This is a genomic window from Pseudomonas sp. PA-5-4B (assembly GCF_021606215.1).
Taxonomy (GTDB): Bacteria; Pseudomonadota; Gammaproteobacteria; order Pseudomonadales; family Pseudomonadaceae; genus Aquipseudomonas; species Aquipseudomonas edaphica.
Genome location: NZ_WKDB01000044.1, coordinates 32,860 through 56,607, shown reverse-complemented (window position 1 = coordinate 56,607; position 23,748 = coordinate 32,860). Strand labels below are relative to the sequence as shown.

Sequence of the window (23,748 nt, the reverse complement as noted above, 5' to 3'; positions counted from 1 at the left end):
GCAATTTTGCTGAAAGTACTCAGCGTCTGTTTTTGGGGCTGCTTCGCAGCCCAACGCAGGACAAGCCTGCTCGCCACAGGAGAAATAGGCTGCTTTTAAAAGTTGTGTAGATACCTATGCTCATCGCGGGCAAGCCCGGCTCCCACAAGGGGCCGCATTCCTCCTGTGGGAGCCGGGCTTGCCCGCGATAGCGATCTGACTGACGCCGGCACCCAATAGCCGTTCGCATTTCGCGAACGCTCCTTGCCAACTGACGGTTGGATTTATCTTCCCTCTGTCCTCTAGCCTTGGCTGCGTATTCCAAGAACAAGAGGACCATCCCATGACAGCGCCATTGAGCGGTATCAAGGTGATTGAAATCGGCACGCTGATTGCCGCGCCGTTCGCTGCGCGGATGCTGGCCGAGTTCGGCGCCGAGGTGATCAAGATCGAAGCCATGGGCCAAGGCGACCCGCTTCGTAAATGGCGAAAGCTGCACGAAGGCACATCGCTGTGGTGGTACCTGCAATCGCGTAACAAAAAGTCGCTCGCCCTGGACCTCAAGTCCCCGGAAGGCCTGGGGTTGATCAAGCAATTGCTGGGCGACGCCGACGTGCTGATCGAAAACCTGCGCCCTGGCGGCCTGGAGAAACTCGGCCTGGGTTGGGACGTGCTGCATGCGCTGAACCCCAAGCTGACTCTGGTGCGTATCTCCGGCTACGGCCAGACCGGGCCTTACCGCGATCGCCCAGGGTTTGGTGCGATCGGTGAGGCCATGGGCGGCATTCGCTACACCACCGGCAACCCCGACTCTCCGCCGGCGCGGGTTGGCGTCAGCCTGGGTGACTCTCTCGCCTCGTTGCACGCGGTGATCGGCGCGCTGATGTCGCTGCTGCGGGTCAAGACCGGGCAGGGCGAGGGGCAGGTTGTCGATGTGTCACTGGCCGAAAGTGTGTTCAACCTGATGGAAAGCCTGGTGCCCGAATACGACATGCTCGGCCATGTGCGTGAGCGCAGCGGCGGCGCCTTGCCGGGTATTGCGCCGTCCAACACCTACCTGACTGCCGACGGCGCCTATGTGGTGATCGCCGGCAACAGTGACCCGATCTACAAGCGTCTGATGCACACCATCGGCCGTGCCGACCTGGCTGAAGCGCCGGAGTTTGCCCACAACGACGGCCGCGCCACCAAAAGTGGCCTGCTCGATGCGGCCATTACCCACTGGACCAGCAGCCTGCCTATCGACCAGGTGCTCAGCGCGCTCGAAGCCGCCGAGGTGCCGGCCGGGCGCATTTACTCGGTGGCCGATATCGTCAGCGACCCGCACTACCAGGCGCGTGACATGCTGCTCAATGCCCAATTGCCCGGCGGCGTGTCGGTGAAGATGCCCGGCATTGTGCCCAAACTTTCTGAAACCCCCGGTGGTGTGAACTGGCAAGGCCCGACCCTGGGCCAGCACACCGATGACATCCTTGGCAGCCTGGGCCTTACCGGCGCCGATATCCAGCGCTTGAAAACCGCGGGAGTGGTGCAATGATCACTGATTATTCTGACGCGCTGATCGTGCAGGAAGTGTCCCCGCGCGATGGCTTGCAGATCGAACCGACGTGGGTTGAAACCGCCGACAAGATCACGCTGATCAACGCGCTGGCGCAGGCCGGTTTTTCGCGGATCGAGGCGGGCTCGTTCGTGTCGCCCAAAGCCATTCCCGCGTTGCGTGATGGCGAGCAGGTGTTCCAGGGCATTGAGCGCCGGGCCGGTGTGATTTATGTGGCGCTGATCCCCAACCTCAAGGGCGCCCAGCGCGCCATCGAGTCGCGCGCCGATGAGCTGAACCTGGTGATGTCCGCCAGCCAGACCCACAACCTGGCGAATATGCGCATGCGTTGCGAGGCATCGTTGGCGGCGTTTGGCGATATCGTCAGCTTTGCCGCCGACCACCCGGTGCGGCTCAACGGCAGCATTGCCACCACCTTTGGCTGCCCGTTCGAAGGCAAGATCGATGAAGACCGCGTGCTGCAAATAGTCGACGCCTATCGCGAGTTGGGCATTCAGGGCATCACGTTGGCCGACACCACCGGCATGGCCAATCCGCGACAGGTCGAACGTCTGGTCAAGCGCGTGCTGCAACAGGTGCCGGCCAGCGATCTGACCCTGCATTTTCACAATACCCGTGGCCTGGGTTTGTGTAATGTGCTGGCCGCTTACGAGGCCGGAGCCCGCCGGTTTGACGCGGCGTTGGGTGGCCTCGGCGGTTGCCCGTTTGCGCCGGGCGCGTCGGGCAATATCTGCACCGAAGATTTGGTCAACCTCTGCGAAGAGGTCGGCATTCACACCGGCATCGACCTGCCGCACCTGTTGCAAATGTCCCGTCGCTTGCCGGCCTTGCTTGGGCATGAACTGCCCGGCCAAGTCGCCAAGGCCGGGCGCAATGGCGACCTGCACCCGCCACCGGCTTACATCGCCACGCTGTAACGCGCTACCAGACAACAAAAACAATCGGGCGCCTGTGAGCAGCCCGCTGGAGAGAAACCATGAGCACTAATACGTTAGAGGCCGGCGTGCGCCCGGCCGCTGAAATCGATGCCGAAAAAGCCCTGGTCAGTAAGGTCGCCTGGCGCCTGATGCCGCTGATCATGGTGTGCTACCTGTTCGCGTTTTTTGACCGCATCAACATCAGCTTCGCCAAGTTCCAGCTGCAAACCGACCTGAGCCTGAGCGACACCGCCTATGGCCTGGGCGCCGGCTTGTTTGTGGTGGGTTATGTGCTGTTCGAAGTGCCGAGCAACATGATGCTCTACAAGGTCGGTGCCCGCCGTTGGATCGCGCGCATCATGATGTCGTGGGGCCTGGCCACGGCGGCCATGGTGTTTGTCACCGCCGAATGGCAGTTCTATGGCCTGCGCTTTATCATCGGTGCAATGGAGGCGGGGTTTGCGCCTGGCGTGCTGTATTACCTGACGCTGTGGTTCCCGCAGCACTTTCGTGGGCGCATCACCTCAATGCTGTTCCTGGCCTCGGCCTTCGCCGGTTTAGTCGGCGCGCCATTTTCCGGCCTGGTGCTGGAACACCTCGACGGCGTACTGCAAATGCGCGGCTGGCACTGGCTGTTCCTGCTCGGCGGCTTGCCCTGCATCGGCCTGGGTTTTCTGGTGCTGACCTTGCTCAAGGACCGCATTGAAGACGCGCATTGGCTGACGCCTGCCGAGAAAACCCTGCTGTCGAGCCGCATCGCCAAGCATGAGCCGAACGCGCACGGTGGCTCGTTGCTCTCGGCGATCCGCATTCCAGGGTTTTTGATGCTTGGGTTTATCTACTTTCTGATCCAGGTGGCGTCTTACGGCCTCAACTTCTGGGCGCCACAGTTGATCCGCAGTGCCGGCACCCAGAGCCCGGTGATGATCGGCCTGCTCACCGCCATTCCCTATGTGTGCGGGGCGATCAGCATGGTGGTGATCGGGCGACTGTCGGACGCCACCGGTGAGCGCCGCAAGTTTGTCTGCGGCCTGGTGGTACTGGGCGCCATTGGCTTCTTCTGCGCCGGGATCTTTGCCGACCACACCACCTTCCTGATCATCGCCCTGGGCCTGTTGGGCGCGGGCATCATTGCCTCGATCCCCACCTTCTGGACGCTGCCGCCCAAATTGCTGGCTGGCGCCGGTGCGGGTGCGGCCGGTGGCATTGCGGTGATCAACACCCTCGGGCAGTTCGGCGGTATTGTCAGCCCGGTGATGGTGGGGCGCATCAAGGACCTCACCGGCAGCACCACGCCGGCGCTGTATGTGATCGGCGTGTGTGCGCTGTTGGCGGCGGCGCTGCTGCTGTGGGGCTTGCCACAAAAACTGCGCACGCTCGACAGGGGCTGATCAGCCTGCCGTGGCAAGGGCGCGGGCCGGTGTGGCGCTGAACTGAATCAACACCACCCCGCCAATCAACAACAACGCCCCCAGCACGCGGGGCGTTGTCAGTTGGCGTTCCATCAGGCCGAACAGGCCAAAGTGATCGAGCAGCAGCGAAGCGAGAATCTGCCCGGCCATGGCCAGCGCAATAAACCCTGACGCGCCGAGCTTGGGCAGCAACATCAGCGCCAGCGAAATAAAGCACACGCCAAACGCTCCTCCGGCCCATATCCACAGCGGCGCCTTGGTGATAAAGGCCAGGCTCGGCAAGGGCAGGCGCAGCGCGATGATGACCGGCAGCAACACAATAATGCTCACCAGCAGTGACGCCAGCGTGGCCCACAACGGGTGCCCCAGCCCGCGCCCGAGGCTTGCGTTGATCGCACTCTGAAACGGCACCACCGCGCCGGCGATCACCGCCAGTGCCAACAGACCTACCCAATGCAACGTCGTCATCTCAGTTCTCCCAGAGGTTTTGCTGGACTCTAGGCTATTCGTCGCGCAAATTTAAATTCCAAGTTCTTATGCTGAGCATGCAGCTGATGAATGATCTGCGCCGCATCGACCTCAACCTGCTGGTGATCCTCGACGCCTTGCTCAGTGAGCAACACGTCACCCGCGCCGCCGAGCGCCTGCACCTGAGCCAGCCGGCGGTCAGCCATGCGCTGGCGCGCTTGCGTGATCTGCTTGGTGACCCATTGCTGGTGCGCCAGGGCGGTGCCTTGGTGCCGACCGCCCGCGCCCTGGAGCTGGCCGCGCCACTGGCCGAAGCCCTGGCCCAGGTGCAGGCGCTGCTGGCGCCCAACCGGTTTGATCCAGCATCGGCCAAGCGCCGGTTTCGTGTGGCGATGTCGGACTACAGCGCGGCGATTTTCCTGCCGGGGCTGGTCCGCACCTTGCGCCGTGAAGCGCCTGGCATCGACCTGCAAATCGTCCAGGCCAGCCGCGAAGGCATGGTCGATGGCGTGCTCAATGGTGACCTCGACCTGGCCGCCGGGGTGTTCCCCGACATGCCCGCCGAACTGCGCACCACGCCGTTATTCGAAGAGCATTACACCTGCCTGATTGACCGCGAAAGCCTGCCGAAAAACGGCGTGCTCGATCTGCCCGCTTACCTGTCGCGTCCGCATGTGTTGCTGGAAATGCGCGGCAGTGGCACCCCGGAGATCGAACGGGCGTTGACGGCAATTCGTGAGCGCCGGCATGTGGCGATCAGCCTGCCGCACTGGGGCGTGGCACCGCAGTTGATCCAGGGCACAGACCTGATTTTGACGGTGTCATCCAGAGGCTTGCTCAACATCGATCAGCAGCACCTGCTGGCTGTGCCGCCGCCGTTTCATATCCCTTCGTTTGCGTTTGAGTTGGCGTGGCATGCGCGGCGGGGCGGGGATTCGGGGTTGCAGTGGTTGATTGGGCAGGTGCAGGGTGTATTGTCCGTCTGAACCGTGGCTACCAGGAAGCGGGTGGCTGGCGGCGTGTATGAAAAATTCGCATCACCTGTAACCGGCCATCTCGAATACGGTAGGGAACGATATAGGGCCATCGGGGCACTACCCATTCGCGCGTGCCGGGCACTCTGCCTTCTTTGCCCATTGCCGGAAATTCAGCGACATGTTCAAGCCCGGTCAAGATCGCCTGCACGAACTCATGGGCAGCTTTCGGGTTTTCTTCGGCAATGTAGGCCGCTTCATCGTCAAGATTCCTGAGGGCAGCCCTCAGCCAATCAACCTGCATTGTTACGCCATTTATCGGCGACTGCTTTTACTTCGGCCGCTGTCGCAAAGTCGCCCGCATCAGCTTCTTTCAATGCTTTTTGAATTTCCTCTATTTGCCAGGCCTCACGCGTCAGGTATTCGCGTAATGCATCTACGGCTAGAAAGGATTTGCTGCGCCCTGTCGCCTTGGCGAGACTGGCAAGCGTGTCGGCGACGTCTTCCGGTATGAGTAGAGACATAACAGACATAAGAGCCTCGATGTAGTGATGTGTAGTGCAACATACTACATCGTCATCGCAAAAACGGTTTGCCCCGTTCGTCACTGGGTGAATAGATAAAAGGACATTCCATGCTCTGCGGCCTTAACCACCTGACCCTTGCCGTCACCGACCTGAACCGCAGCATCGGCTTCTACCATCAATTGTTGCAACTTCGGCTCGATGCGACCTGGGACGGCGGCGCCTATTTGTCCCTACCCGGTTTATGGCTGTGCTTGTCCCTCGACCCATTGCGCTCGCCAGAGCCTGCGGCTGAATACACGCACTACGCGTTTACCGCCGATACCGGTGATTTTGCGGCGCTGGTGGCGCGCCTGCGCGCTGCGCAGGTGCGGGAATGGCGCGACAACCGCAGTGAAGGCGCGTCGTTCTACTTTCTCGACCCCGATGGCCACAAGCTCGAAGCCCACGTCGGCGATCTGGCCTCACGTTTGCAAGCCTGTCGCGCCAAACCTTATGCAGGAATGAAGTTTTACCCGTAGCGGCGGAACGTGCAGAATCGATCCACCTCATCACCGTCTATCAGAGTCGCGCCCATGACCCTATCCCTGCTGTTCGCCGTGCTTGCTTCGGGTTTTATCTATGGCATTACGCCCGGTCCGGGCGTGCTCGCCGTATTCGGTATCGGCGCTGCCCGTGGTCGCCGTGCCGGGGCGGGTTTTTTGTGCGGGCATTTGCTCGGTGACGTGGTGTGGTGCAGCACGGCGTTGATTGCCATCGTGGGCGCGCGGGAAGTGGGCAGCACAGCCTTTGATGCACTGGGCGTGCTCAGCGGTTTATACCTGTTCTGGCTCGGCTGGCGTGCGATCCGTACCCAGCGGCGCAGCAGCGATGCACCTCAGGGCGCGGCGCGGCACCCGTTCTGGCACGGCATTGTGTTCGGTCTCACCAACCCCAAGGCTTACCCGGTGGCCGTGGCGACCTTCACCGCGTTGTTGTCCAGCCGTGCCGAGTTGCTGACGTGGGCGATGCTGCCGTCGTTGATCTTCCTGAGCTTTATCGGTGGCCTGCTGGCCTATGCCATTCTGATCGGCGTGGTCGGCGCCCAACGTGTGCGCACCGTGTATCAGCGCCATGAAATCCTTATCACCAAACTCTGTGGCGTGATGTTTATCGGCTTCGCCATCAATGCCCTGGCGCATGCGTTGCCGGGCCTGTTTGGCAGCAAACCGGCCTGATATAGCGACGACCGTTCGTCGCACTGGCGAGTTTTTTCTAAACCTTTGCCGCCCTGAAAATTCGAATTCAGGGCGGGGCGTCTGTTCCCGCACCTATTTTTGACCTGGAGGAACCCATCATGAGCCGCATGGCTATCCGGTTACGCACCGCCAGTTTCGCGATGCTGCTGGGCCTCGGCGCCAGCAATGCTTTCGCCCAGTCGCCTGCTGAATTCATCGAGCAGGCTTCGGCCAAAGGGATGGCCGATATCGAAACCAGTCGCATGGCCCACGCCAGAACCTCGTCCCAGGAAATCAAGGACTACACCATCGAGGTGATCAACGAACGCACCCAGGCCAACCAGCACCTGGCAGCCATCGCCAAGAAACTCGACTTGCCGGTGGCCCCGCGCGAGAAGATCGTCGATAAAGCCGAAACCTTGATGCCCGAACTCAAGGACGGCGACTCCTTCGACGCGGCCTACACCGCGCAACAGGTCAAGGAAAACGAAGACGCCATTGCCCTGTTCAAACAGGAAGGTGCGGCGTCGGATGTGCCGGAAATCAAAGCGCTGGTGGATGAAACGCTGCCCAAGTTGGAGGAGCGCCTGCAAAAGGCCCGTGCCTTGGCGTCGACCTATGGCAAAGGTTATCAAGGCGACGGTTGAGTCCGTCACTTGAGATAGAAAACGGCGGTTGGACTTTCTCCAACCGCCGTTTTTTTATGCCTGGTTCAGATCGGTTTTGTTGGTCACCGCATCGTCGACTACTTCGCCGCAACTGCTGTTGAGGCTGACATTGCCTGCGGCGCCGATGCTGCGGTATTCGCTGCGCAGTTTTTCCAGTTCCTTACGGTCCAGGCCATCGAGGCTCAGCACGGCGTTTTGCGCATCCTTGGAGACGCGCAGCAACTCGTCGATCTTGATATGCAGGATGTCGTTGTCGCGGTTTTGCGTGTTCTGGATCAGGAACACCATCAGGAAGGTGATGATGGTGGTCGAGGTATTGATGATCAGCTGCCAGGTGTCGTTGTAGTGGAAATATGGCCCGCTGAGGCTCCACAGGAAAATCAGTGCGACAGCCACGTAGAACGTGCGGGCACTGCCTGCCCAGCGGGACAGAGATTGGGAGACTGCAGAGAATTTCATGACCGTTTTTCCTTGACCGGAGGGTGATGAAATTATGGACCGCAGGCCCGCTTCGAAATTTCTTTTTACATTTTAGGGTTAGAACAATGCCGTGCTTTTTCCTCCGGCTATCTTAGGAATTGGCCTACTGCGCCTTTGAATGGCGGGAGCAAGACTGGTTTTTTTTATCCGGATGTTCTCCCATGCACGCTAACGCCGCCTGCGATTTGCCCACGCTCTACGGTAAAACCGAAGAGCATTTTTTTGCCGCGGTGTGCCCAACGCATCGTCGATACAGCGGCGGCATCAATGCTTATTTCACGGATGAGTATTTCAGCCCGTTCAATTTGTTGTTTATCCGGGTTGGCAGCACTTTGCTGGATAACGCTTTGGCCGCACCGCTGGAGCTTATCCGGCGTACCACGCAGGCAATACGCGTGGTGATCCATGAGGAACAGGTCGAAGCGCTGGGTGAGGTGTTTTTGGCACACGGCTTTAAGCCGGTCGAAAAGACCACCGCGATGGTGGGTGACCTGGCGTGCCTGGCGCCATGGGTGGGCGAGAGCGGTGTGCAGGTCCAGCTCACGCGGAACATGAACGATTGGGCTGAGCCCTTTGGCAGTGCGTTCATGAGGCTGCCCGAGGAGGTTGCGCGTTATCAGGTCCGCCACCAGCGGGCCCTGGACGCGGGTGAGGCGCTTTATCACTTCACCTTGTCCGATGAGGGGCAGGTAAGGTCTTCGCTGGTGCTGTCCCTGTGTGATGGCGAGGCCCGGCTTAGCGATATCGGCACACTCATGGGCTTGCGTGGCAGAGGGTACGCCACTCGATTGATCCATGCCGCTCTGCTGCACGCGTCGAGCCTCGGGGCCCTGCGATGCTTTCTAGAAGCCTCGCAGGGTGCCTTCGCGCTGTACCGGCAACTAGGTTTCGAACCTTTGTACGAGTGCCAGGCCTTTACCCGTGACGCCCTTGCAGACGCGTAATCAGAGGGCCAGCTTTGCCTGGCCGCGATCCTCAAGCGCCAGCAAATACTGCTTGGCCTCAAGCCCACCGGCAAACCCGGTCAGCCCGCCCGAAGCACCGATCACCCGGTGGCAGGGCGCGACGATCGAGATGGGGTTGCGGCCATTGGCTGCGCCTACCGCGCGCACGGCCTTGGGGTTGCCGATCTGCTGGGCAATCTGGCTGTAGCTGCGGGTTTCGCCGAAGGGGATGGTCAGCAGTGCCTGCCAGACTTGTTTTTGGAAATCGGTGCCGTCGAAGTCCAACGCCAGATCGAACTGATTGCGGGTGCCGGTAAAGTATTCCCGTAGCTGGCGCTCGGCTTCCAATAACACCGGGCTGTCGTCGGCTAGATGCAACTCGCCCAGACGCACGCGATTGGCGCGTTCTTTTTCCCACAGGATGGCGCTGAGTTTGCCGTTGCGCGCCACCAGGGTGAGCTGGCCGACGGGGGAAGGCATGAGCTTGTATTGGTAGGGCATGAGCGGGCTCCTTGAAGATGTAGGGGGCCACTATCCACCTTGTGGGCGGTTGGGAACCCAGTTTCTTGCGGTCAAATTCTACTGGGACTAAATGCTCCAGTGAATCCAGTTACCGGAACCATAGGCCCAAGCGACGAAATAGATGAACCAGACGATCGAGGGCGTCGACAGTGCTACCCATGAACCGAGGTTAAGTAGCGCAAGTGCGGTTGCGCAGAGTGTGATGCCTCGGCTGGCGTTCTGCCTTGAATACCAGACGCCATAGATGGATCCCGCCAGAGCCGCTATCGACGCCAGGCTCCTCAGGCCGAAAGGGATTGGCGTCAGCGGTAACAGCAGTGGAATGATCAATACCAGCCCCACCACCTTTCTAACGACTTGGCTCTCAGTTTTTTGTACAGGCACGCGCATTGGCTCTGCTCATGGGTAAGATATGTGCGCATTTTTAACGAAGGTCGTCTTCGTCGCTTTAGGAATTTGCTTAAGTCAATGTTCCTGCTGCAGAACCTTTAGTGCTGCCGATGCCAGAAAGCCGGAACGGCTTTTTTCTTCAGGATGATGCAACACGTATTCATCAATTCGATTCAGCAGGTAACCCGGCAGGGTGATATTGAGCTTCTGCGCTTTGCCCAGATATTTAGTGACATCAATATCAACCACGGCCCAAATGCAGCCGGCATATGCCTGGTTGGCCGCGTGCAGGGTGACTTTCTGAGCGGTGGGAATCGGCGCGCCATCCTCTGCAAGGATTTCAAAGTGCCCTTCGATCGCTTCGCGGGCCATGGCCATGGCGTCGTCCAGGTCGTCGCCGGCGGAGTAGCAGCCAGGAATATCCGGCACTTCCACACCCCAGGCGTGGTCCTCGTCACCGGTTGAAATTGCGATGGGGTAAAGCATGTCTATTGCTCTCCAGGGGCGCTCAGCTCAGCAGCGCCTGTTTCAAAATGCTCTTGGCGGTCTTGTCCAACAGGTCTTTCTTTGGATGAGGAATCGTCACCAACCCCGGTTTGGTCGGGTGTTTGAAGTGGTGGTGACTGCCTCGGGTGCGTACCAGGTACCAGCCATCCGCAACAATGTGACCTATCAAATATCGGCTATCCACAGCACCTCCTTGTGGTGTGTGTTGGTGGTGACTATAACCACTGAAAATAAATTATCAACACTCTACCTACCGACGGCTGACGACCGGCGTTTCGGTAAGTGCTGAATGAAGTGTATGAGCCTTTGAAAACGGCGTCTTAGAGAGGTATTGCGGGGATTTTCGAAGTGTTACTCGTTGTTTAAGACATGGGCGAGAACGGCGAGAAATGCGTCAGCCAACAGGCTTTTTCTGGTCGCAGGCGTCAGCACCAACAGCTGCGCACAGGCATCCACCTCGACCATGGGCTTATAGGTGATACCCTTGTTCATCAAGCTCCGGGTGCATTCGGGTACCAATGCCACGCCTTGCCCGGCGGCCACCAACGCAATGATCGAAGTGATCTGCCGCCCGGTCGGCCCGGCGCGCAGGGGCACGCCGTGATGTCGGTACAACTGCTCGATCGACTGGTTCAACCCCGACCCGTAATCGGGCGGAAACAGAATCAGCGGGTAAGCACTGAGCTGCGCCAGGCTCACCTGCGTTTGGTCGGCTAACGGACTTTCACTGGAAACCGCCGCCCACAAGCGCTCCTCACCCAGCGACAGCGCTTGCACGGCCTGGCTTTGCGGCAGCAGACGACTCAGGCCGACATCCAGGCGCCCATCTGCCACCTGTGCGCCCAGGCTGCCGGAAGCGCACTCCACCAAGGTCAACTGCACATCGGGAAAACCCTGGGCGAAGGCCTGGATCGCCTGGCTAAACAGGTCCGACAGCGCGATCGAACTGACGTAACCCAAGGTCAGTTGCCCAGCGGTCCCGGCGGCCAATTTACCGGCGATTACCTGTGCCAGCTCCACCTGTTCCAACACGCCACGCGCATAGGGCAAGAACGAACGGCCCTGAGCGGTGAGGGAAACCGTGCGGCTGGTGCGATCAAACAACTTGAAGCCCAACTCCGTTTCCAGCGCCGAGATCTGCCGGGTCAACGGCGGCTGGGCCAGGTGCAGGCGAAGGGCTGCGCGGCCGAAGTGCAGTTCTTCGGCGACCGTCAGAAAGTAACGCAGCTTGCGTAGGTCGAGCATCCTGATCCCTGGGTATTGATCGGTTCGAATTCGGTATTGGTTTAAGACCCGCTGGCCATTCTATAAAGACCTCACAAAATAAAACGAGAGGTTTCATGAAACCGCGCCTGCATTGTGCCCGTCTTGCCCTGTTCCTGTGTGGCTGCGCGGCGTTTCTAAACCTGTATGCCACCCAGAGCATCCTGACCACGTTCGCCGAGCAGTTTCATATCAGCGCCAAGGCGGCGGGCTGGAGTATCACGGTCACCACCCTGGCCGTGGCAGTGACCGCGCCATTTGTCGGCCGGCTGACCGGGCGTTTCCAGCAGCGTACGGTCATCGCTGTGACCGCGCTGTTACTGGCCTTGCCCGCGCTGATGACCGCCTACGCCGGCAGCTTTGCCGAAGTGTTGGTGTGGCGCTTTGTGGAAGGCATGTTGATCCCGGTGGTGTTTGCCACCAGCGTGGCTTACATCGGCGACCGCTGGCACGGCGCCACGGTGACCGAAGTCACCAGCCTCTATGTGGCGGGCACCGTACTGGGCGGGTTCGCCGGGCGCTTCGTCACCGGCGTGATGACCGAATATGTCGGCTGGCGCGAGGCCTTTGAATTGTTGGCCGTATTGAGTTTGATGGTCGGTGGGTTCATTCAGTTTTTGCTGCCCGATAACCCGCCGCGAGTCGCACCGGTCAAGGCTGCTTCGTCAGGCGTTTTTCGCAAGCCATTGGTAGCTGCCTACGCCGTAGGGTTTTGTGTGTTGTTCTCCCAGGTTGCGGCATTTACCTACGCGGGACTCTACCTTGGCCTACCGCCTTTCAACCTCGGACCTGCGGCCTTGGGCACGCTGTACATGGTGTTTCTGCTGGCCTTGATTGTGATTCCTATCGCCGGCCGCCTCAGCAAAGCGCGGCCCCACGCCGAGCTGCTGGCTGTGGCTGCCGTGCTGGGCATCAGTGGCTCGGCACTGACCCTGGCGCCGTCGCTGGGGTGCATCGTGGCGGGCCTGGCGCTCAGTTCGACCGGTGTCTTTCTCGCCCAGGCCGCCGCCAACGCGTTCATCAGTGCCACCGCGCAGGCCAACAAGGCAGGCGCCGTGGGCGTTTACCTCACCTGTTATTACCTGGGCGGCAGTTGTGGTGCCATCGTCCCCGCCTTGATGTGGGAGCGCTGGGGCTGGGCTGGGTGTGTAGCGCTGATTATCGGCTTTCAACTGCTGACGTTGCTGATCGCCCTGACGGGCTGGAAGCCCCTTAAACCTGAGTTGATCCAAGCATCATGACCGACACCAGCGCCGTGCCTGCCCGCGAAACCTCAAACCGCCGCCGCTCGCTGATCGCCGGGTGCGGCGCCCATGCCGTACACGATGGCCTCACGGATGTGATCTACGTGCTGCTGCCCATTTGGCAGGCACAGTTCGCTCTTTCCTACGCGCAGATCGGGCTGTTGCGCGGTGCCTATTCCGGGATGATGGCCGTGTTTCAACTGATGGCCAGCCGCGCCGCCCGACGATGGGGGCGCATGCCGATGCTGGTGGGCGGCACGGTGCTTGCTGGCGTCGCTTATTTGTTGGTGGGGCAGGCCACTGGGCTGATCATGCTGCTATTGGCGTTGCTGTTAGGCGGTTTGGGCGCCAGCACCCAACACCCATTAGCCTCTTCGATGATTACTGATGCTTATGAGGACGGCGGCGGGGTCAAGCAAGCCTTGTCCCAATACAACTTTTCCGGCGATATCGGCAAAACCCTGATTCCGGGTTTAGTCGGGCTGTTGCTCACCGTCATCAGTTGGCGCGCCAGTGCCACACTGTTGGGGTTGCTCGGCCTGGCTGCGGCGGGGTTGTTGTGGTGGCTGGTGCCTGCGCAAGTAGCCGAATCCGCGTCTACAAAAACGGCCAAGCCGACTGGCGGAACTGGCTCTGTCACCGGCCTGCACGCGTTGATCCTCACCGGTACGCTCGACAGCACCGTGCGCATGGGCTTTCTTACTTTCCTGCCGTTTCTGTTGCAAGCCAAAGGCGCGGGAACTGCCGGTATCGGCCTGGCGTTGACACTGCTGTTTATCGGTGGCGCCTTCGGCAAATTGCTCTGCGGCTACTTGGGTGCCCGCATCGGCATGATGAAAACCGTATGGCTGACGGAAACCAGCACGGCGCTGCTGATCATAGCCGCCGTGTACCTGCCGCTGAATGGACTGATGGTGATGCTGCCGCTGCTGGGCCTGATGCTCAATGGCACTTCTTCAGTGCTGTACGGCGCCGTGCCGGACCTGGCGGCGGCGGGAAAACGCGAGCAAGCATTTGCGGTGTTCTACACCGGCACAATCGGCGGCGGCGCGCTGGCACCCGTGGTATTCGGTGGGGTGGGCGACGCGCTGGGTGTACCGGTGGCGGTGATGGTACTGGCGGGCATGTTGTTGGTGACGTTGCCGCTGGCGTGGGTGGTGCAGCGGGGGTGTGCGCCTCAAACAATCGAATAATTGCTGGTATGCCCAGGCCGAGCCAACAGATCAATGCCCAGTGAGTGAAGCACCTTCAGAACCGTTTCAAAACGAGGTTTTGCGCCCGGGGCAAATGCCTTGTACAAGCTCTCGCGCCCTACGCCCGCATCCGTGGCGATCTTTGTCATGCCACGGGCTTTGGCGACGTAGCCTACGGCGCGAAGGAACTCTTCGTTGTCACCGTCTGCCAGCACCTGAGAAAGGTATTCGCTGATGGCCTCATCACTGTCGAGCAGCTCGGCCATATCAAATGTCGTCAGTGTTTGAGCCATGATCAAACCTCCTTTGCTAATTTTTTTGCTCGCCGGATATCGGCTTCTTGTGAAGACTTGTCGCCACCTGCCAGCAAGATGACGACCTCCCTGCCGCGCAAGGTGAAATAAACGCGATAACCCGCACCCACGTCTATCCGCATCTCTGAAATACCGCCGCCCAGCATCTTGAAATCCCCCAGATTGCCCACACTGGCTCGCTCGATACGTCGAGCAATGGTGATTTTTGCTCGCAGATCGCGAATTGCCGAGCACCATTGAGTGAAGGCTTGGGTTTGCTGGATCGAATAACGCACGGGGCCTCACAGAATCTCACTGTATCTACTTGGATACGGGTTGGCAAGAGACACGTCAGTGTCGAAGGCTGGGGAGAGTGATGCGAGGGCGTGCCGGTTTCAAACGTTCTTCAGGGTTTTCCTATTGCCAGAATTTACGGTCTGAAGGAGAACGGTACAGCCGGTCCTGAATGTTGCGTTATTGCCTACACAACACACAGAATCGTCTGAGTTGTACGCCTTGGACGAGCGCTTTAAGGTTCGTCTGCCGCTGCCCATCAGCGGTCGGGTTTAGTAGCCCGTTGAAAATTTATCCGGCGTACGGCTGTCCTTACTGTCAGGCACTTTCATGTCTGTGCTTATTGGTAGCTGTACGTAGGGCGTCTTCGGGCGCGCCGGTTTTCGATGAATTTTCCCGGTCTACTAACCTGCGTACAGCTGCCACCCTAACCCTTTGGGTGGTGGTCCTTACCGAGGATCAACAGATGTGTACTGACTCCTGTAACCCCACCGCGACCCTGTTCAGCGTCCGCCCCGAAGCCAACACCGAAGCCTTGCTCGCCAACGCCTACGAAACCATTGCCGGCGCGGGTGCCATGACCAACGAGTTCGCCGAAAGCCTGCCTTCTCAACATCGCTACCTGGCCTTGGCCATTCAGCAAATGATCGAACTGGGGCTGATGCTGGTAGAAGCGGCGCAAGACCGCGTGGACCGCGCCGCGTAGGTTTTTCACGCCCTGCAACAGGCTTGCCTTCCCAGGCCGCACATACCAAGGGGAAGGGGAGCCAGATACCCTGCATCGGAACCGGTCGCTCACGCATGAAGCCAAATTTAGAACATAAAAAAACCGGCCACCAAGGGCCGGTTTTTTGGTGCATCTCCCGCCAGAACCAACCTGACGCAAGACCAAAATCTGAGTGGAGCGGGTAGAGGGAATCGAACCCTCAACTAAAGCTTGGGAAGCTTTCGTTTTGCCACTAAACTATACCCGCTCAAAGCGGCTGACTTTGTACCAGATGTTCGCCGGGATTTGAAGTTTTTCTTCGAAAAATGTGTGAGTTGGGTTCATCAAGCTTGTGTGGGAGCTGGCTTGCCTGCGATTGCATCACTTGAGTGTGACTGACACACCGCAGCGCCTGCATCGCGGGCAAGCCCGGCTCCCACATAAGCCGCCTTTCAGGTAGCAAACGCATGCTGCGTCTGGCCCTGGTGATAACGCAACCGACTCACCTGGCGTTCTGGTTTCAAAAAGCCCACCACCGCATCCCGGCTGTCCCTGCAGGCCGCCTTGTGCTCCATGTCCAGAAAATGCCCGGTCGCCTGGATGGTGCTGAAGCTGCTGTTGGCCACGTGCTGGCCAAACAGCTTGGCATCCTCGGCGCTGGTGTACTCATCCCATTCGCCATTCAAAAACAGCACCGGAATGTCGATCTGCCTGGCGGCTTTTAGGTAGCACAGCCGGTCACTGTTGAGCACATGGCTGATGTGGAAGTGCATCTGCCCGTATTCATGCTCGGCCAGGCCGCTCACATGCTTGTAGTTGAAGCGCTTGAACAGTGACGGCAGGTGTTTGCCGATGGTGCTGTTGACCAGGTGGCCGACGCTGTGGCGGTCGAGGTTGCCGAGGTAGTCGACACCGCGTTCGAGGTAGTCGCGCATGGGGGTGTTGATCACCGGCGAGAACGAGCTGATCACGGCCTTTTCCACCCGGCGCGGGCGGTGGGCGAGGGCGACCAGGGCAGCGGCGCCGCCCCAGGAGAACGACAGCACGTGTTCGGCGCCGAAGTGTTCGATGAGTTCCAGCAGGATCTGGCCTTCGACTTCCTTGGTCAGCATGTGCTCATGACGGTTATGGATTTTGGAGCGGCCAGCGTAGGGCTGGTCGTACAAAACCACATTGAATTGCGGGTACAGGCTTTTCACGGTTTGAGCGAAGGATGCCGTGGTGGCCATGGAGCCGTTGACCAGGATGATGGTCTTTGCAGCAACGTCCGCGCGATAGAACTCCGTGTAAACCCGATACTGACCCTGTATATCCAACACAGCGATTTCTGGCCTCATGTCGTAAGACTCCTGGCAAGCGGGTAGGGCGCGCAGATCACTCTGCACGAGCTTTATGACAGGTAGGCATACGCCTGGAAGATGAGGCCCATGTCGGTCCGATAACGGCTGGCCGACGGGTGTTGTTATGGCGGGCTGTTTGCCTGGAACGCCCATAGATCAAGCGCGGGCGGGGCAAGGTGTTTCTTGGAGGTTATGGGGCGACTCGCCAGTCATAATTTGGCTGACGTCTTGATTCAAGCAGCACAGGCGCCAGCTCGCAAGGCGCCAAGCTGGTTTTTTGCCATCACCGGCTGAACGGTCGTCAGACCTGTCGGATTTCTTCGTCGGTCAGTTCCCGATATTCGCCCGGCGCAAGGGTGGCATCCAGCACCAAAGGCCCCATACGCTCACGGTGCAGGCAGATCACCTTGTTATCAAAGTGCCCGAACATGCGCTTCACCTGGTGATAACGGCCTTCGATGATGCTCAGGCGTGCGGTCCTTGGGCCGAGTAGCTCAAGGTCGGCGGGTTGAGTGGTGAGATCTTCAAAGGCGAAATACAGGCCAGCGGCAAAGGTGGCTGCATACTCAGGACCAATGTCCTGCTCGGTTTCAACGAGGTAAACCTTGGGCAGTTTGGTCTGGGGCTGTGTCAGGCGCCGCGACCATTGGCCGTCGTTGGTGATCAGCATCAGCCCGGTGGTGTTGAAGTCCAGACGGCCGGCGATGTGCAGCTCATGCGTGTCCGGTTCACTCAGCCAATCAAGCACGGTGGGATGCACCGGGTCGGCGGTAGCGCTCACGCAGCCTTGGGGTTTGTGCAGCATGAAATAACGCGCCGGTTTGCCGGCTTGCAGTACCTCATCATCGACACAGACGCGGCTGAATGCTCGCACTTCATGGTGTGGGTCGCTGACGGCCACGCCATCAACTGTCACCCGTCGCTCAACCAGCAGCACACGCACTTGTTGGCGATTGAAACGCGGCAGGTTGCTGAGGAAACGATCAACGCGCATTACGGCTGTTCAGCCCGACGCAATTGCGCATCTACCTGCGCACAGCGTGGGCACAGGCAGGCCTTATTGCGCAGTTCATCGGGCAGCGCTTCGAGCACCGCCGGGTCGATGGTGACGCTGTAGCACCAACAGGCTTGGTCGGCGGTGCGTGGGTCGGCCAGGGTGCAGTCGTTGCGGGCACCGCAGGCAGGGCAAAGGGTGGGTGTGGTCATGTCGGTTCGGGCTGTATCGCGCAGTTCCCTGCACGATACAGCGCCGCCCCGCTATTGCAAGCTGCGCAGGTAGCCGCGCCAGCCGCCGAAGTGGCTGATGTCCACGGCGCCGGTCAAGCCGTAGGGCTCGCAGATGAAGCCGGTTTCCCAACGCCCGTCGGCCAGTTGCACCTTGCCCAGGCCCAAGGGGGCGGGGATACCGGTGAGGAAGGAGCCCAATTCGCGGCTCGGCAGCTCCCACACTTCCACCTCAATGGCCACGCCGCCTTCACTCACCCGCAACATGCCGGGGCGACAGGGTGGCCCACCGGCCAGCGCGAACAACTGATAGTCGGCCGAGCTGTGGGTGCGCTCCAGCAGGCGCGCGCCACGCCGCACTAATTGGCCGTTAAGCGCCAGCCCCTGCAGGTGCGCGCCGCACACCACCAGCCGGGTAAAGTCATGACCTGCGCTGCCGACAGGCACAGGCAGCGACGTATCGTGCTGGCGCTGCAACGCATCTGCCACGCCCAACAGGTATTGGTCGGTGAACGCTCGGCCAAACAGCGTCACACCCCAAGGCAAACCGTTGTGCATAAAGCCGCTGGGCACGGCGACGGCGGCGTAATCCAGCAGGTTCATGAAGTTGGTGTAGTAGCCCAGCTCGGCGTTGCGCAGCACCGGTTCGGCGCGCAGTTCTTCCAGCGTCACCGGGCGGCCTATGGTCGGCGTCAGTACGCAGTCGAGGCCTTCAAGCATGCCATCGCACTGCGCTTTCAAGGCTTGCAGGCGGTACTGCGCACGGAAGGTCTGTACGCCGTTTACCGCTGGCGCTTTGGCCAGCACCGCACGAATCACCGGCAGCACGGCCTCGGGGTTCTGCTCCATCAGTTCACCGGCCACGCTGTAGCGTTCAGCCACCCACGGCCCTTCGTAGAGCAGGCGCGCGGCTTCCAGGAAGGGCGACAGGTCCAGCGTCACCGGCTCGCCACCCAGTGCAATCAAGCGGTCGATGGCCTGCGCAAACAACTGCGGGCCTTGCTCGCAGCCGAAGTACTCCAGGTCCTGCTCGCGCGGCACGCCAAAACGAAACGCGAGTGGTGCGCCAAACGCCGACGCATCATTCCACGCCGGGTTCGCTCGGCTGTACGCATCCAACGGATCGAGTTTGGCAGTCAGCGCCAGTAACTGGCTGGCCTCGCGCGCGGTGCGGGTAAAGGTGGTGACGCAATCCAGCGTGCGGCACGCCGGCACCACGCCGGCTGTGGAGATCAAGCCTTTGCTCGCCTTGAGCCCCACCAGGTTATTCAGCGCCGCCGGCACCCGCCCGGAACCGGCCGTGTCGGTGCCCAGGGCAAAACTCGCGACACCCAACGCGACGGCCAGTGACGACCCGGCGCTGGAGCCGCCCGACGGATACTCCGGCAACACGCTGTTGGGGCACGCGCCATACGGCGAGCGGCTGCCATTGAGCCCGGTGGCGAACTGGTCGAGGTTGGTCTTGCCCACTGGCACCGCGCCCAAGGCGATCAACTGCTCGACAATGCTCGCGTTGCGCTTCGGCACATAGGCGAACGCCGGGCACGCGGCGGTGGTGGGAATGCCAGCCAAGTCGATGTTGTCTTTGATCGCAAACGGTACGCCGAATAACGGCAACTCAGCCGGTTCGCGCGCGTCCAATGCGGCCAGGTACGGCTCCAGCTCCGCTTCGGTAAGCAAGTGGATAAACAGGTGATAATCGGGGTTCAAGTGCGCGGCTTTTTCGCGCAGGTGCAGCAGCACTTCACGGGGCGTGGTGTCGCCGCTCAGGTAGGCATTGCGCAGGTTGTCCAGTTGCAGATTCATGGCTTGTCCGCCTGTAGAATAGAAGAGTCAGTCACGTTCGAGCACCACCACCCGTTGCCCGGCGCCGATGCCGCTGCCGGGTTGCACGGGGATCTCGCGCACGGTGCCGGCGAACGGCGCCACTACCGGGATTTCCATTTTCATCGACTCCAGAATCACCAGCACATCGCCAGCCGACACGCGCTCGCCGTTAGCCACCTGGACTTGCCAGAGGTTGCCGGCGATCGGGCTGTCGACACTGATTTGGTCGGCCTGCAACGGCGTGTCTGCACCTTGTGGTGCCGCGAGTTCTTCACTGTCGAAATGCGCTTGGCCACTGGCAATCCAGCGTTCACGCTCGGCATTGAAGGCGTGCTGCTGATGCTCACGAAACGCGCCAATGCTTGCGGCTTCGCGCGCGAGGAAATCCTGATACTCCGCGAGGTTCAACTGGCTGTGCTCGATGCTCAATTCAAAGCGCCCCAGCGGAAAGTCGCGCCGGATCTGCACCAGCTCATCAGCCGTCACCGGGTAAAAACGGATCTGGTCAAAGAACCGCAATAACCACGGCTTGCCATCAAACGCCGAGACTTCCCGGTAGCGGTTCCACATCTGCAAGGTGCGGCCCACAAACTGATAACCGCCTGGGCCTTCCATGCCGTACACGCACAAATAAGCGCCGCCAATGCCCACCGAATTCTCGGCGGTCCAGGTGCGCGCCGGGTTGTATTTGGTGGTCACCAGACGGTGGCGCGGGTCCAGCGGCGTGGCCACCGGAGCGCCGAGGTAGACGTCACCCAAGCCCATCACCAGGTAGCTGGCATCGAACACCGTGTGGCGCACTTCATCGAGGTTGGCGAGGTCGTTGATGCGGCGAATGAACTCCAGGTTGCTCGGGCACCACGGCGCGTCCTTGCGCACGGTGGTCATGTATTTTTCGATCGCCAGCTGACACGCCGGGTCGTCCCACGACAGCGGCAAGTGCACGATGCGCGAGGGCACTTGCAGGTTGGGGGTGGCGCACACAGCGGCCCATTGCGTGGTGATCAACGCCAGTAAACCAGCCAGCGGCAGTTGTTCGGGCTGGTAGTGGATTTGCAGGGAACGGATGCCTGGGGTCAGGTCGATGACACCTGGCAGGGCGAGAGTTTCCAGGGCTTGCATGAGTGCATGAGCACGAAAGCGCAGCACCAGGTCCAGCTCGGGGGCGCCGATTTCCAGCAGCAGGTGAGTGTCGCCGGCGAGGCGGGCGACGAGGCGGGTGTCGCCTTCACCCAACTCCAGCACCACAGGCGATCCGATCGTAAGTGGGCCACGGTCGATGTGGGAGCCGGGCTTGCCCGCGATGGCATCAATGTGGTCTGCCTGAGGTACCGAGTTGTCTGGATCGCAGGCAAGCCAGCTCCCACATTGATCCCATTTCAGGGCGAGGTCGCGGGCGGTTTTCAGGTTCACCGGTTCGAACCGCAGTTTGTCCCCGGCCTTGAGTTGCCCCAACTGCCAAAGGTCCGCCTCGATCACCGTCACCGGGCACACAAACCCGCCAAGGCTCGGCCCATCCGGCCCCAGGATCACCGGCATGTCCCCGGTGAAATCCACCGCGCCGATGGCATAGGGGTTGTCATGGATATTCGACGGATGCAGCCCCGCTTCGCCACCGTCCGTGCGCGCCCATAAAGGTTTTGGCCCGATCAGTCGCACGCCGGTGCGGCTGGAGTTGAAGTGCACTTCCCATTGGGTGGCGAAGAAGGTGACGATGTATTCAGGCTTGAAGTATTCCGGCGCGCCGTGCGGGCCATAAATCACCCGCAGCGTGCGCACCGCAGGCAGGGGTTCCGCGATCAATTGCTGGCCGGCGTCGGCGTCTGTCAGTGGCAGCAAATGCAACACATCGCCAGTGCGTAAAGCGCGCCCGGCGTGCCCGCCGAACTGGCCGAGGGTGAAGGTGCTTTTGCTGCCCAGGTAATCTGGCACTTGCAACCCGCCGCGCAGGCACAGATAGCTGCGCGCACCGGCACCTATGATGCTGCCAAGGCTCAACACCGCGCCTGCTTCAATCCGCAACGCGGTGTTCATCGGCACTGGTTGGTCGTTCAGCAACAGCGTGATGGCTGCGCCGGTAACAGCGACGACCGCCGCGCAATTAAAGCGCAACAGCGGCCCATTCATGGTGATTTCCAGCGCCGCCGCGCCGTCGTCGTTACCCAGCAGGCGATTGCCCAGGCGCAGTGCGCGGCTGTCCATTGGCCCGGAGGGCGGCACACCGACGGCCCAGTAGCCGAGGCGGCCGGGGTAGTCCTGCACACTGGTTTGGGTGCCGGCGCTGAGCACTTCGAAGGTGCTGGCGCTGTAGACCAGGCCTTCCAGGCAACGCGTCCACGGGCGGCCGCTGGCAAACGGCGTGGCCAGCAGGATTTGGCGCAGGTAGTCGCGGTTGGTTTCCACGCCGTAGAGCTGGCTGTCGCTCAATGCCTGATGCAGATTCAGACGCGCCTGTTCGCGGGTCGGCGCCCACGTGATGAGCTTGGCGATCATCGGGTCGAAGTAGGGCGGTATCTCGCAACCGGCTTGCACCCAGGTGTCGATCCGCAAACCTTCAGCCGTCGGGAAATCCACACGGGTTAACAGGCCTGGGCTCGGCTGGAAATCCTTGCCTGGATCTTCCGCATACAGCCGCGCCTGAATCGCGTGGCCCTGAGGGTGCAGCTTCAATTCGCTCAACGCAGGTAGTTCACCCGCCGCCAATTGCACCATCCAGCGAACAAGGTCGACGCCCCAGACTTGTTCGGTGACGCCGTGTTCTACCTGCAGGCGCGTGTTCACTTCGAGGAAGTAGAAGCGGCCGTCAGCGCTGTCAAAGATGAACTCTACGGTGCCGGCGCTGCGGTAATTGACCGCCCTGGCCAGGGTGATGGCCGCCGTGCACAAGGCTTCGGCCATGCCGTCGGGCAGGTTCGGCGCGGGTGTTTCTTCGAGGACTTTCTGGTTGCGCCGTTGCACGGAACAGTCGCGCACGCCAAGGGCGATGACGTCGCCCAAACCGTCGCCGAACACCTGCACTTCCAGGTGGCGGGCGTGCTCGATGTATTTCTCGATAAACACACCGGCATCGCTGAAGTTGTTTTGCCCCAGGCGTTTGACCGCTTCAAAGGACTCACTCAGCTCTGTCGCATTGTGGCACACACGCATGCCGATGCCACCGCCGCCTGCGGTGCTTTTGAGCATGACCGGATAGCTCACGGTTTCGGCCGCCAGCAACGCTGTATCGAGGCTGTCGAGCAGCTCGGTGCCTTCCAATAATGGAATTTGATGGTGTTTGGCCAAGGCCCGCGCGGTGTGCTTGAGGCCGAATACGCGCAGCTGTTCGGGTGTCGGACCGACGAAGGCTATCCCCGCATTTTCGCAGGCTTGGGCAAAGGCGGCGTTCTCTGAGAGAAAACCGTAGCCAGGATGAATCGCCTTGGCGCCACAGGCCTTGGCGGTGGCGAGGATTTTTTCCACTGCCAGGTAGGTGGCCGCCGCCGCGCCTTCGCCGAGGCTGTAGGCCTCGTCGGCTTGCTGGATATGCAGGCTGGCTGCGTCGGCTTCGGCGTAGACGGCGATGCCTTTGACCTGCAGCTCGCGCAAGGTGCGCAGGATGCGGCAGGCGATGGCGCCACGGTTGGCGATCAAGAGTTTTTCGAACATGGCAAAACCCTGCGGGCCGTCCCGCAAAGTGAGGGAGCACTGCGGTCGTCCGCAGTGCCTGTGGTCAGTGTGGGAGCCGGGGTTGCCCGCGATGGCGGTAGGGCAGTCAGCTTATCGGTTGGCTGATGGACCGCTATCGCAGGCAAGCCAGCTCCCACA

27 protein-coding genes and 1 tRNA gene are annotated in these 23,748 nt (G+C 60.7%); 11 read left to right on the top strand and 17 right to left on the bottom strand.

What is annotated here, in order from left to right; translation table 11 throughout:
* Nucleotides 1-322: 322 nt before the first annotated feature.
* Genes GIW28_RS20730 through GIW28_RS20720 form a run of 3 tightly spaced genes read left to right on the top strand, consistent with a single transcriptional unit; the run spans nucleotide 323 to nucleotide 3,845 of the window.
* Entirely contained in the window at nucleotides 323-1,516 is a 1,194-nt protein-coding gene (locus tag GIW28_RS20730; protein WP_176991250.1) for a CaiB/BaiF CoA transferase family protein, read from the top strand.
* Nucleotides 1,513-2,454 (top strand): hydroxymethylglutaryl-CoA lyase, encoded by a 942-nt coding sequence (locus tag GIW28_RS20725; RefSeq protein ID WP_017137282.1) that lies wholly within the window; start codon nucleotides 1,513-1,515, stop codon nucleotides 2,452-2,454. The genes GIW28_RS20730 and GIW28_RS20725 overlap by 4 nt, the downstream gene beginning before the upstream one ends.
* Before the next feature lie 59 nt (nucleotides 2,455-2,513).
* Entirely contained in the window at nucleotides 2,514-3,845 is a 1,332-nt protein-coding gene (locus GIW28_RS20720; protein WP_099548616.1) for an MFS transporter, read from the top strand.
* On the opposite strand, the gene GIW28_RS20715 is transcribed toward GIW28_RS20720, so the two are convergent.
* The gene (locus tag GIW28_RS20715) at nucleotides 3,846-4,334 is read right to left on the bottom strand and encodes a DMT family transporter (RefSeq protein ID WP_169985474.1); all 489 of its coding nucleotides are present in this window, start codon (nucleotides 4,332-4,334) and stop codon (nucleotides 3,846-3,848) included.
* Between the two features lie 77 nt (nucleotides 4,335-4,411).
* Between GIW28_RS20715 and GIW28_RS20710 the strand changes: the two genes are divergently transcribed.
* On the top strand, nucleotides 4,412-5,320 hold the full coding sequence (locus GIW28_RS20710) for a LysR family transcriptional regulator (RefSeq protein ID WP_026013718.1): 909 nt from the start codon (nucleotides 4,412-4,414) through the stop codon (nucleotides 5,318-5,320).
* A gap of 7 nt (nucleotides 5,321-5,327) precedes the next feature.
* Here GIW28_RS20710 and GIW28_RS20705 read toward each other — a convergent pair whose 3' ends face one another.
* Together GIW28_RS20705 and GIW28_RS20700 are read right to left on the bottom strand one after the other, a co-directional pair.
* Nucleotides 5,328-5,612 carry a type II toxin-antitoxin system RelE/ParE family toxin gene (locus GIW28_RS20705; protein ID WP_017137286.1) on the bottom strand — a complete coding sequence of 95 codons (285 nt, stop codon included), beginning with the start codon at nucleotides 5,610-5,612 and terminating at the stop codon, nucleotides 5,328-5,330.
* Complete coding sequence (locus GIW28_RS20700) at nucleotides 5,602-5,841, bottom strand: CopG family ribbon-helix-helix protein (RefSeq protein WP_236447957.1); 240 nt, start codon at nucleotides 5,839-5,841, stop codon at nucleotides 5,602-5,604. The genes GIW28_RS20705 and GIW28_RS20700 overlap by 11 nt, the downstream gene beginning before the upstream one ends.
* Before the next feature lie 101 nt (nucleotides 5,842-5,942).
* Between GIW28_RS20700 and fos the strand changes: the two genes are divergently transcribed.
* The 3 genes from fos (at nucleotide 5,943) to GIW28_RS20685 (ending at nucleotide 7,696) form a co-directional block, all read left to right on the top strand.
* Complete coding sequence (gene fos, locus GIW28_RS20695) at nucleotides 5,943-6,353, top strand: fosfomycin resistance glutathione transferase (RefSeq protein WP_017137288.1); 411 nt, start codon at nucleotides 5,943-5,945, stop codon at nucleotides 6,351-6,353.
* Nucleotides 6,354-6,407: 54 nt separating this feature from the next.
* Nucleotides 6,408-7,049: a LysE family translocator gene (locus GIW28_RS20690; protein WP_017137289.1), complete on the top strand. Its 642-nt coding sequence runs from the start codon at nucleotides 6,408-6,410 to the stop codon at nucleotides 7,047-7,049.
* 119 nt (nucleotides 7,050-7,168) lie between these two features.
* Nucleotides 7,169-7,696, top strand: a complete 528-nt coding sequence (locus tag GIW28_RS20685; RefSeq protein WP_236458985.1) for a DUF4142 domain-containing protein — start codon at nucleotides 7,169-7,171, stop codon at nucleotides 7,694-7,696.
* Nucleotides 7,697-7,750: 54 nt separating this feature from the next.
* On the opposite strand, the gene GIW28_RS20680 is transcribed toward GIW28_RS20685, so the two are convergent.
* Nucleotides 7,751-8,176 (bottom strand): low affinity iron permease family protein, encoded by a 426-nt coding sequence (locus GIW28_RS20680; RefSeq protein ID WP_017137291.1) that lies wholly within the window; start codon nucleotides 8,174-8,176, stop codon nucleotides 7,751-7,753.
* A gap of 182 nt (nucleotides 8,177-8,358) precedes the next feature.
* On the opposite strand from GIW28_RS20680, the gene GIW28_RS20675 reads away from it, so the two are divergent.
* On the top strand, nucleotides 8,359-9,141 hold the full coding sequence (locus GIW28_RS20675; protein WP_169985479.1) for a GNAT family N-acetyltransferase: 783 nt from the start codon (nucleotides 8,359-8,361) through the stop codon (nucleotides 9,139-9,141).
* Here GIW28_RS20675 and GIW28_RS20670 read toward each other — a convergent pair whose 3' ends face one another.
* The 5 genes from GIW28_RS20670 to GIW28_RS20650 all read right to left on the bottom strand — a co-directional run bounded on the left by GIW28_RS20670 (nucleotide 9,142) and on the right by GIW28_RS20650 (nucleotide 11,805).
* Complete coding sequence (locus GIW28_RS20670; protein ID WP_017137293.1) at nucleotides 9,142-9,642, bottom strand: methylated-DNA--[protein]-cysteine S-methyltransferase; 501 nt, start codon at nucleotides 9,640-9,642, stop codon at nucleotides 9,142-9,144.
* A gap of 87 nt (nucleotides 9,643-9,729) precedes the next feature.
* The gene (locus GIW28_RS20665; RefSeq protein ID WP_017137294.1) at nucleotides 9,730-10,053 is read right to left on the bottom strand and encodes a hypothetical protein; all 324 of its coding nucleotides are present in this window, start codon (nucleotides 10,051-10,053) and stop codon (nucleotides 9,730-9,732) included.
* 75 nt (nucleotides 10,054-10,128) lie between these two features.
* The gene (locus tag GIW28_RS20660) at nucleotides 10,129-10,539 is read right to left on the bottom strand and encodes a type II toxin-antitoxin system HicB family antitoxin (protein WP_169985481.1); all 411 of its coding nucleotides are present in this window, start codon (nucleotides 10,537-10,539) and stop codon (nucleotides 10,129-10,131) included.
* A gap of 22 nt (nucleotides 10,540-10,561) precedes the next feature.
* Nucleotides 10,562-10,744 (bottom strand): type II toxin-antitoxin system HicA family toxin, encoded by a 183-nt coding sequence (locus GIW28_RS20655; RefSeq protein WP_017736377.1) that lies wholly within the window; start codon nucleotides 10,742-10,744, stop codon nucleotides 10,562-10,564.
* 167 nt (nucleotides 10,745-10,911) lie between these two features.
* A complete protein-coding gene (locus tag GIW28_RS20650; protein WP_236447681.1) occupies nucleotides 10,912-11,805 on the bottom strand; it encodes a LysR family transcriptional regulator in 894 nt (297 codons plus the stop codon).
* Between the two features lie 95 nt (nucleotides 11,806-11,900).
* On the opposite strand from GIW28_RS20650, the gene GIW28_RS20645 reads away from it, so the two are divergent.
* Together GIW28_RS20645 and GIW28_RS20640 are read left to right on the top strand one after the other, a co-directional pair.
* Nucleotides 11,901-13,064: an MFS transporter gene (locus GIW28_RS20645; protein ID WP_236458983.1), complete on the top strand. Its 1,164-nt coding sequence runs from the start codon at nucleotides 11,901-11,903 to the stop codon at nucleotides 13,062-13,064.
* On the top strand, nucleotides 13,061-14,260 hold the full coding sequence (locus GIW28_RS20640; RefSeq protein ID WP_236447679.1) for an MFS transporter: 1,200 nt from the start codon (nucleotides 13,061-13,063) through the stop codon (nucleotides 14,258-14,260). Before GIW28_RS20645 ends, GIW28_RS20640 begins: the two co-directional genes overlap by 4 nt.
* Here the strand turns inward: GIW28_RS20640 and GIW28_RS20635 are convergent.
* Both GIW28_RS20635 and GIW28_RS20630 read right to left on the bottom strand, forming a co-directional pair.
* Entirely contained in the window at nucleotides 14,245-14,553 is a 309-nt protein-coding gene (locus tag GIW28_RS20635) for an addiction module antidote protein (protein WP_236447678.1), read from the bottom strand. The genes GIW28_RS20640 and GIW28_RS20635 overlap by 16 nt on opposite strands.
* Nucleotides 14,554-14,555: 2 nt before the next feature.
* On the bottom strand, nucleotides 14,556-14,849 hold the full coding sequence (locus tag GIW28_RS20630; protein ID WP_099548623.1) for a type II toxin-antitoxin system RelE/ParE family toxin: 294 nt from the start codon (nucleotides 14,847-14,849) through the stop codon (nucleotides 14,556-14,558).
* Between the two features lie 464 nt (nucleotides 14,850-15,313).
* On the opposite strand from GIW28_RS20630, the gene GIW28_RS20625 reads away from it, so the two are divergent.
* Nucleotides 15,314-15,553, top strand: a complete 240-nt coding sequence (locus GIW28_RS20625; RefSeq protein ID WP_017137302.1) for a DUF6124 family protein — start codon at nucleotides 15,314-15,316, stop codon at nucleotides 15,551-15,553.
* Between the two features lie 194 nt (nucleotides 15,554-15,747).
* Here the strand turns inward: GIW28_RS20625 and GIW28_RS20620 are convergent.
* From GIW28_RS20620 to uca, 6 genes are all read right to left on the bottom strand, one after another.
* Nucleotides 15,748-15,821: transfer RNA gene (locus GIW28_RS20620), tRNA-Gly, on the bottom strand.
* 184 nt (nucleotides 15,822-16,005) lie between these two features.
* The gene (locus tag GIW28_RS20615) at nucleotides 16,006-16,890 is read right to left on the bottom strand and encodes an alpha/beta fold hydrolase (RefSeq protein ID WP_236447677.1); all 885 of its coding nucleotides are present in this window, start codon (nucleotides 16,888-16,890) and stop codon (nucleotides 16,006-16,008) included.
* 304 nt (nucleotides 16,891-17,194) lie between these two features.
* Nucleotides 17,195-17,887, bottom strand: a complete 693-nt coding sequence (locus GIW28_RS20610) for a 16S rRNA pseudouridine(516) synthase (RefSeq protein WP_177032625.1) — start codon at nucleotides 17,885-17,887, stop codon at nucleotides 17,195-17,197.
* On the bottom strand, nucleotides 17,887-18,099 hold the full coding sequence (locus tag GIW28_RS20605; protein ID WP_236447676.1) for a cysteine-rich CWC family protein: 213 nt from the start codon (nucleotides 18,097-18,099) through the stop codon (nucleotides 17,887-17,889). Before GIW28_RS20605 ends, GIW28_RS20610 begins: the two co-directional genes overlap by 1 nt.
* Before the next feature lie 51 nt (nucleotides 18,100-18,150).
* On the bottom strand, nucleotides 18,151-19,923 hold the full coding sequence (gene atzF / locus GIW28_RS20600; protein ID WP_236447675.1) for an allophanate hydrolase: 1,773 nt from the start codon (nucleotides 19,921-19,923) through the stop codon (nucleotides 18,151-18,153).
* A gap of 27 nt (nucleotides 19,924-19,950) precedes the next feature.
* Nucleotides 19,951-23,589 carry an urea carboxylase gene (gene uca, locus GIW28_RS20595; RefSeq protein WP_099548628.1) on the bottom strand — a complete coding sequence of 1,213 codons (3,639 nt, stop codon included), beginning with the start codon at nucleotides 23,587-23,589 and terminating at the stop codon, nucleotides 19,951-19,953.
* Nucleotides 23,590-23,748: the final 159 nt, after the last annotated feature.

Excerpts from the sequence above, each read along its gene's own strand:
- uca (WP_099548628.1), bottom strand. The coding sequence starts at position 23,589 with ATGTTCGAAAAACTCTTGATCGCCAACCGTGGCGCCATCGCCTGCCGC.
- GIW28_RS20720 (WP_099548616.1), top strand. The coding sequence starts at position 2,514 with ATGAGCACTAATACGTTAGAGGCCGGCGTGCGCCCGGCCGCTGAAATC.
- GIW28_RS20725 (WP_017137282.1), top strand. The coding sequence starts at position 1,513 with ATGATCACTGATTATTCTGACGCGCTGATCGTGCAGGAAGTGTCCCCG.
- GIW28_RS20700 (WP_236447957.1), bottom strand. The coding sequence starts at position 5,841 with ATGTCTGTTATGTCTCTACTCATACCGGAAGACGTCGCCGACACGCTT.
- atzF (WP_236447675.1), bottom strand. The coding sequence starts at position 19,923 with ATGAATCTGCAACTGGACAACCTGCGCAATGCCTACCTGAGCGGCGAC.
- GIW28_RS20625 (WP_017137302.1), top strand. The coding sequence starts at position 15,314 with ATGTGTACTGACTCCTGTAACCCCACCGCGACCCTGTTCAGCGTCCGC.
- GIW28_RS20605 (WP_236447676.1), bottom strand. The coding sequence starts at position 18,099 with ATGACCACACCCACCCTTTGCCCTGCCTGCGGTGCCCGCAACGACTGC.
- GIW28_RS20670 (WP_017137293.1), bottom strand. The coding sequence starts at position 9,642 with ATGCCCTACCAATACAAGCTCATGCCTTCCCCCGTCGGCCAGCTCACC.
- GIW28_RS20645 (WP_236458983.1), top strand. The coding sequence starts at position 11,901 with ATGAAACCGCGCCTGCATTGTGCCCGTCTTGCCCTGTTCCTGTGTGGC.
- GIW28_RS20610 (WP_177032625.1), bottom strand. The coding sequence starts at position 17,887 with ATGCGCGTTGATCGTTTCCTCAGCAACCTGCCGCGTTTCAATCGCCAA.
- GIW28_RS20715 (WP_169985474.1), bottom strand. The coding sequence starts at position 4,334 with ATGACGACGTTGCATTGGGTAGGTCTGTTGGCACTGGCGGTGATCGCC.
- GIW28_RS20615 (WP_236447677.1), bottom strand. The coding sequence starts at position 16,890 with ATGAGGCCAGAAATCGCTGTGTTGGATATACAGGGTCAGTATCGGGTT.
- GIW28_RS20685 (WP_236458985.1), top strand. The coding sequence starts at position 7,169 with ATGAGCCGCATGGCTATCCGGTTACGCACCGCCAGTTTCGCGATGCTG.
- GIW28_RS20730 (WP_176991250.1), top strand. The coding sequence starts at position 323 with ATGACAGCGCCATTGAGCGGTATCAAGGTGATTGAAATCGGCACGCTG.
- fos (WP_017137288.1), top strand. The coding sequence starts at position 5,943 with ATGCTCTGCGGCCTTAACCACCTGACCCTTGCCGTCACCGACCTGAAC.
- GIW28_RS20635 (WP_236447678.1), bottom strand. The coding sequence starts at position 14,553 with ATGGCTCAAACACTGACGACATTTGATATGGCCGAGCTGCTCGACAGT.
- GIW28_RS20705 (WP_017137286.1), bottom strand. The coding sequence starts at position 5,612 with ATGCAGGTTGATTGGCTGAGGGCTGCCCTCAGGAATCTTGACGATGAA.
- GIW28_RS20650 (WP_236447681.1), bottom strand. The coding sequence starts at position 11,805 with ATGCTCGACCTACGCAAGCTGCGTTACTTTCTGACGGTCGCCGAAGAA.
- GIW28_RS20660 (WP_169985481.1), bottom strand. The coding sequence starts at position 10,539 with ATGCTTTACCCCATCGCAATTTCAACCGGTGACGAGGACCACGCCTGG.
- GIW28_RS20665 (WP_017137294.1), bottom strand. The coding sequence starts at position 10,053 with ATGCGCGTGCCTGTACAAAAAACTGAGAGCCAAGTCGTTAGAAAGGTG.
- GIW28_RS20675 (WP_169985479.1), top strand. The coding sequence starts at position 8,359 with ATGCACGCTAACGCCGCCTGCGATTTGCCCACGCTCTACGGTAAAACC.
- GIW28_RS20680 (WP_017137291.1), bottom strand. The coding sequence starts at position 8,176 with ATGAAATTCTCTGCAGTCTCCCAATCTCTGTCCCGCTGGGCAGGCAGT.
- GIW28_RS20640 (WP_236447679.1), top strand. The coding sequence starts at position 13,061 with ATGACCGACACCAGCGCCGTGCCTGCCCGCGAAACCTCAAACCGCCGC.
- GIW28_RS20710 (WP_026013718.1), top strand. The coding sequence starts at position 4,412 with ATGCAGCTGATGAATGATCTGCGCCGCATCGACCTCAACCTGCTGGTG.
- GIW28_RS20690 (WP_017137289.1), top strand. The coding sequence starts at position 6,408 with ATGACCCTATCCCTGCTGTTCGCCGTGCTTGCTTCGGGTTTTATCTAT.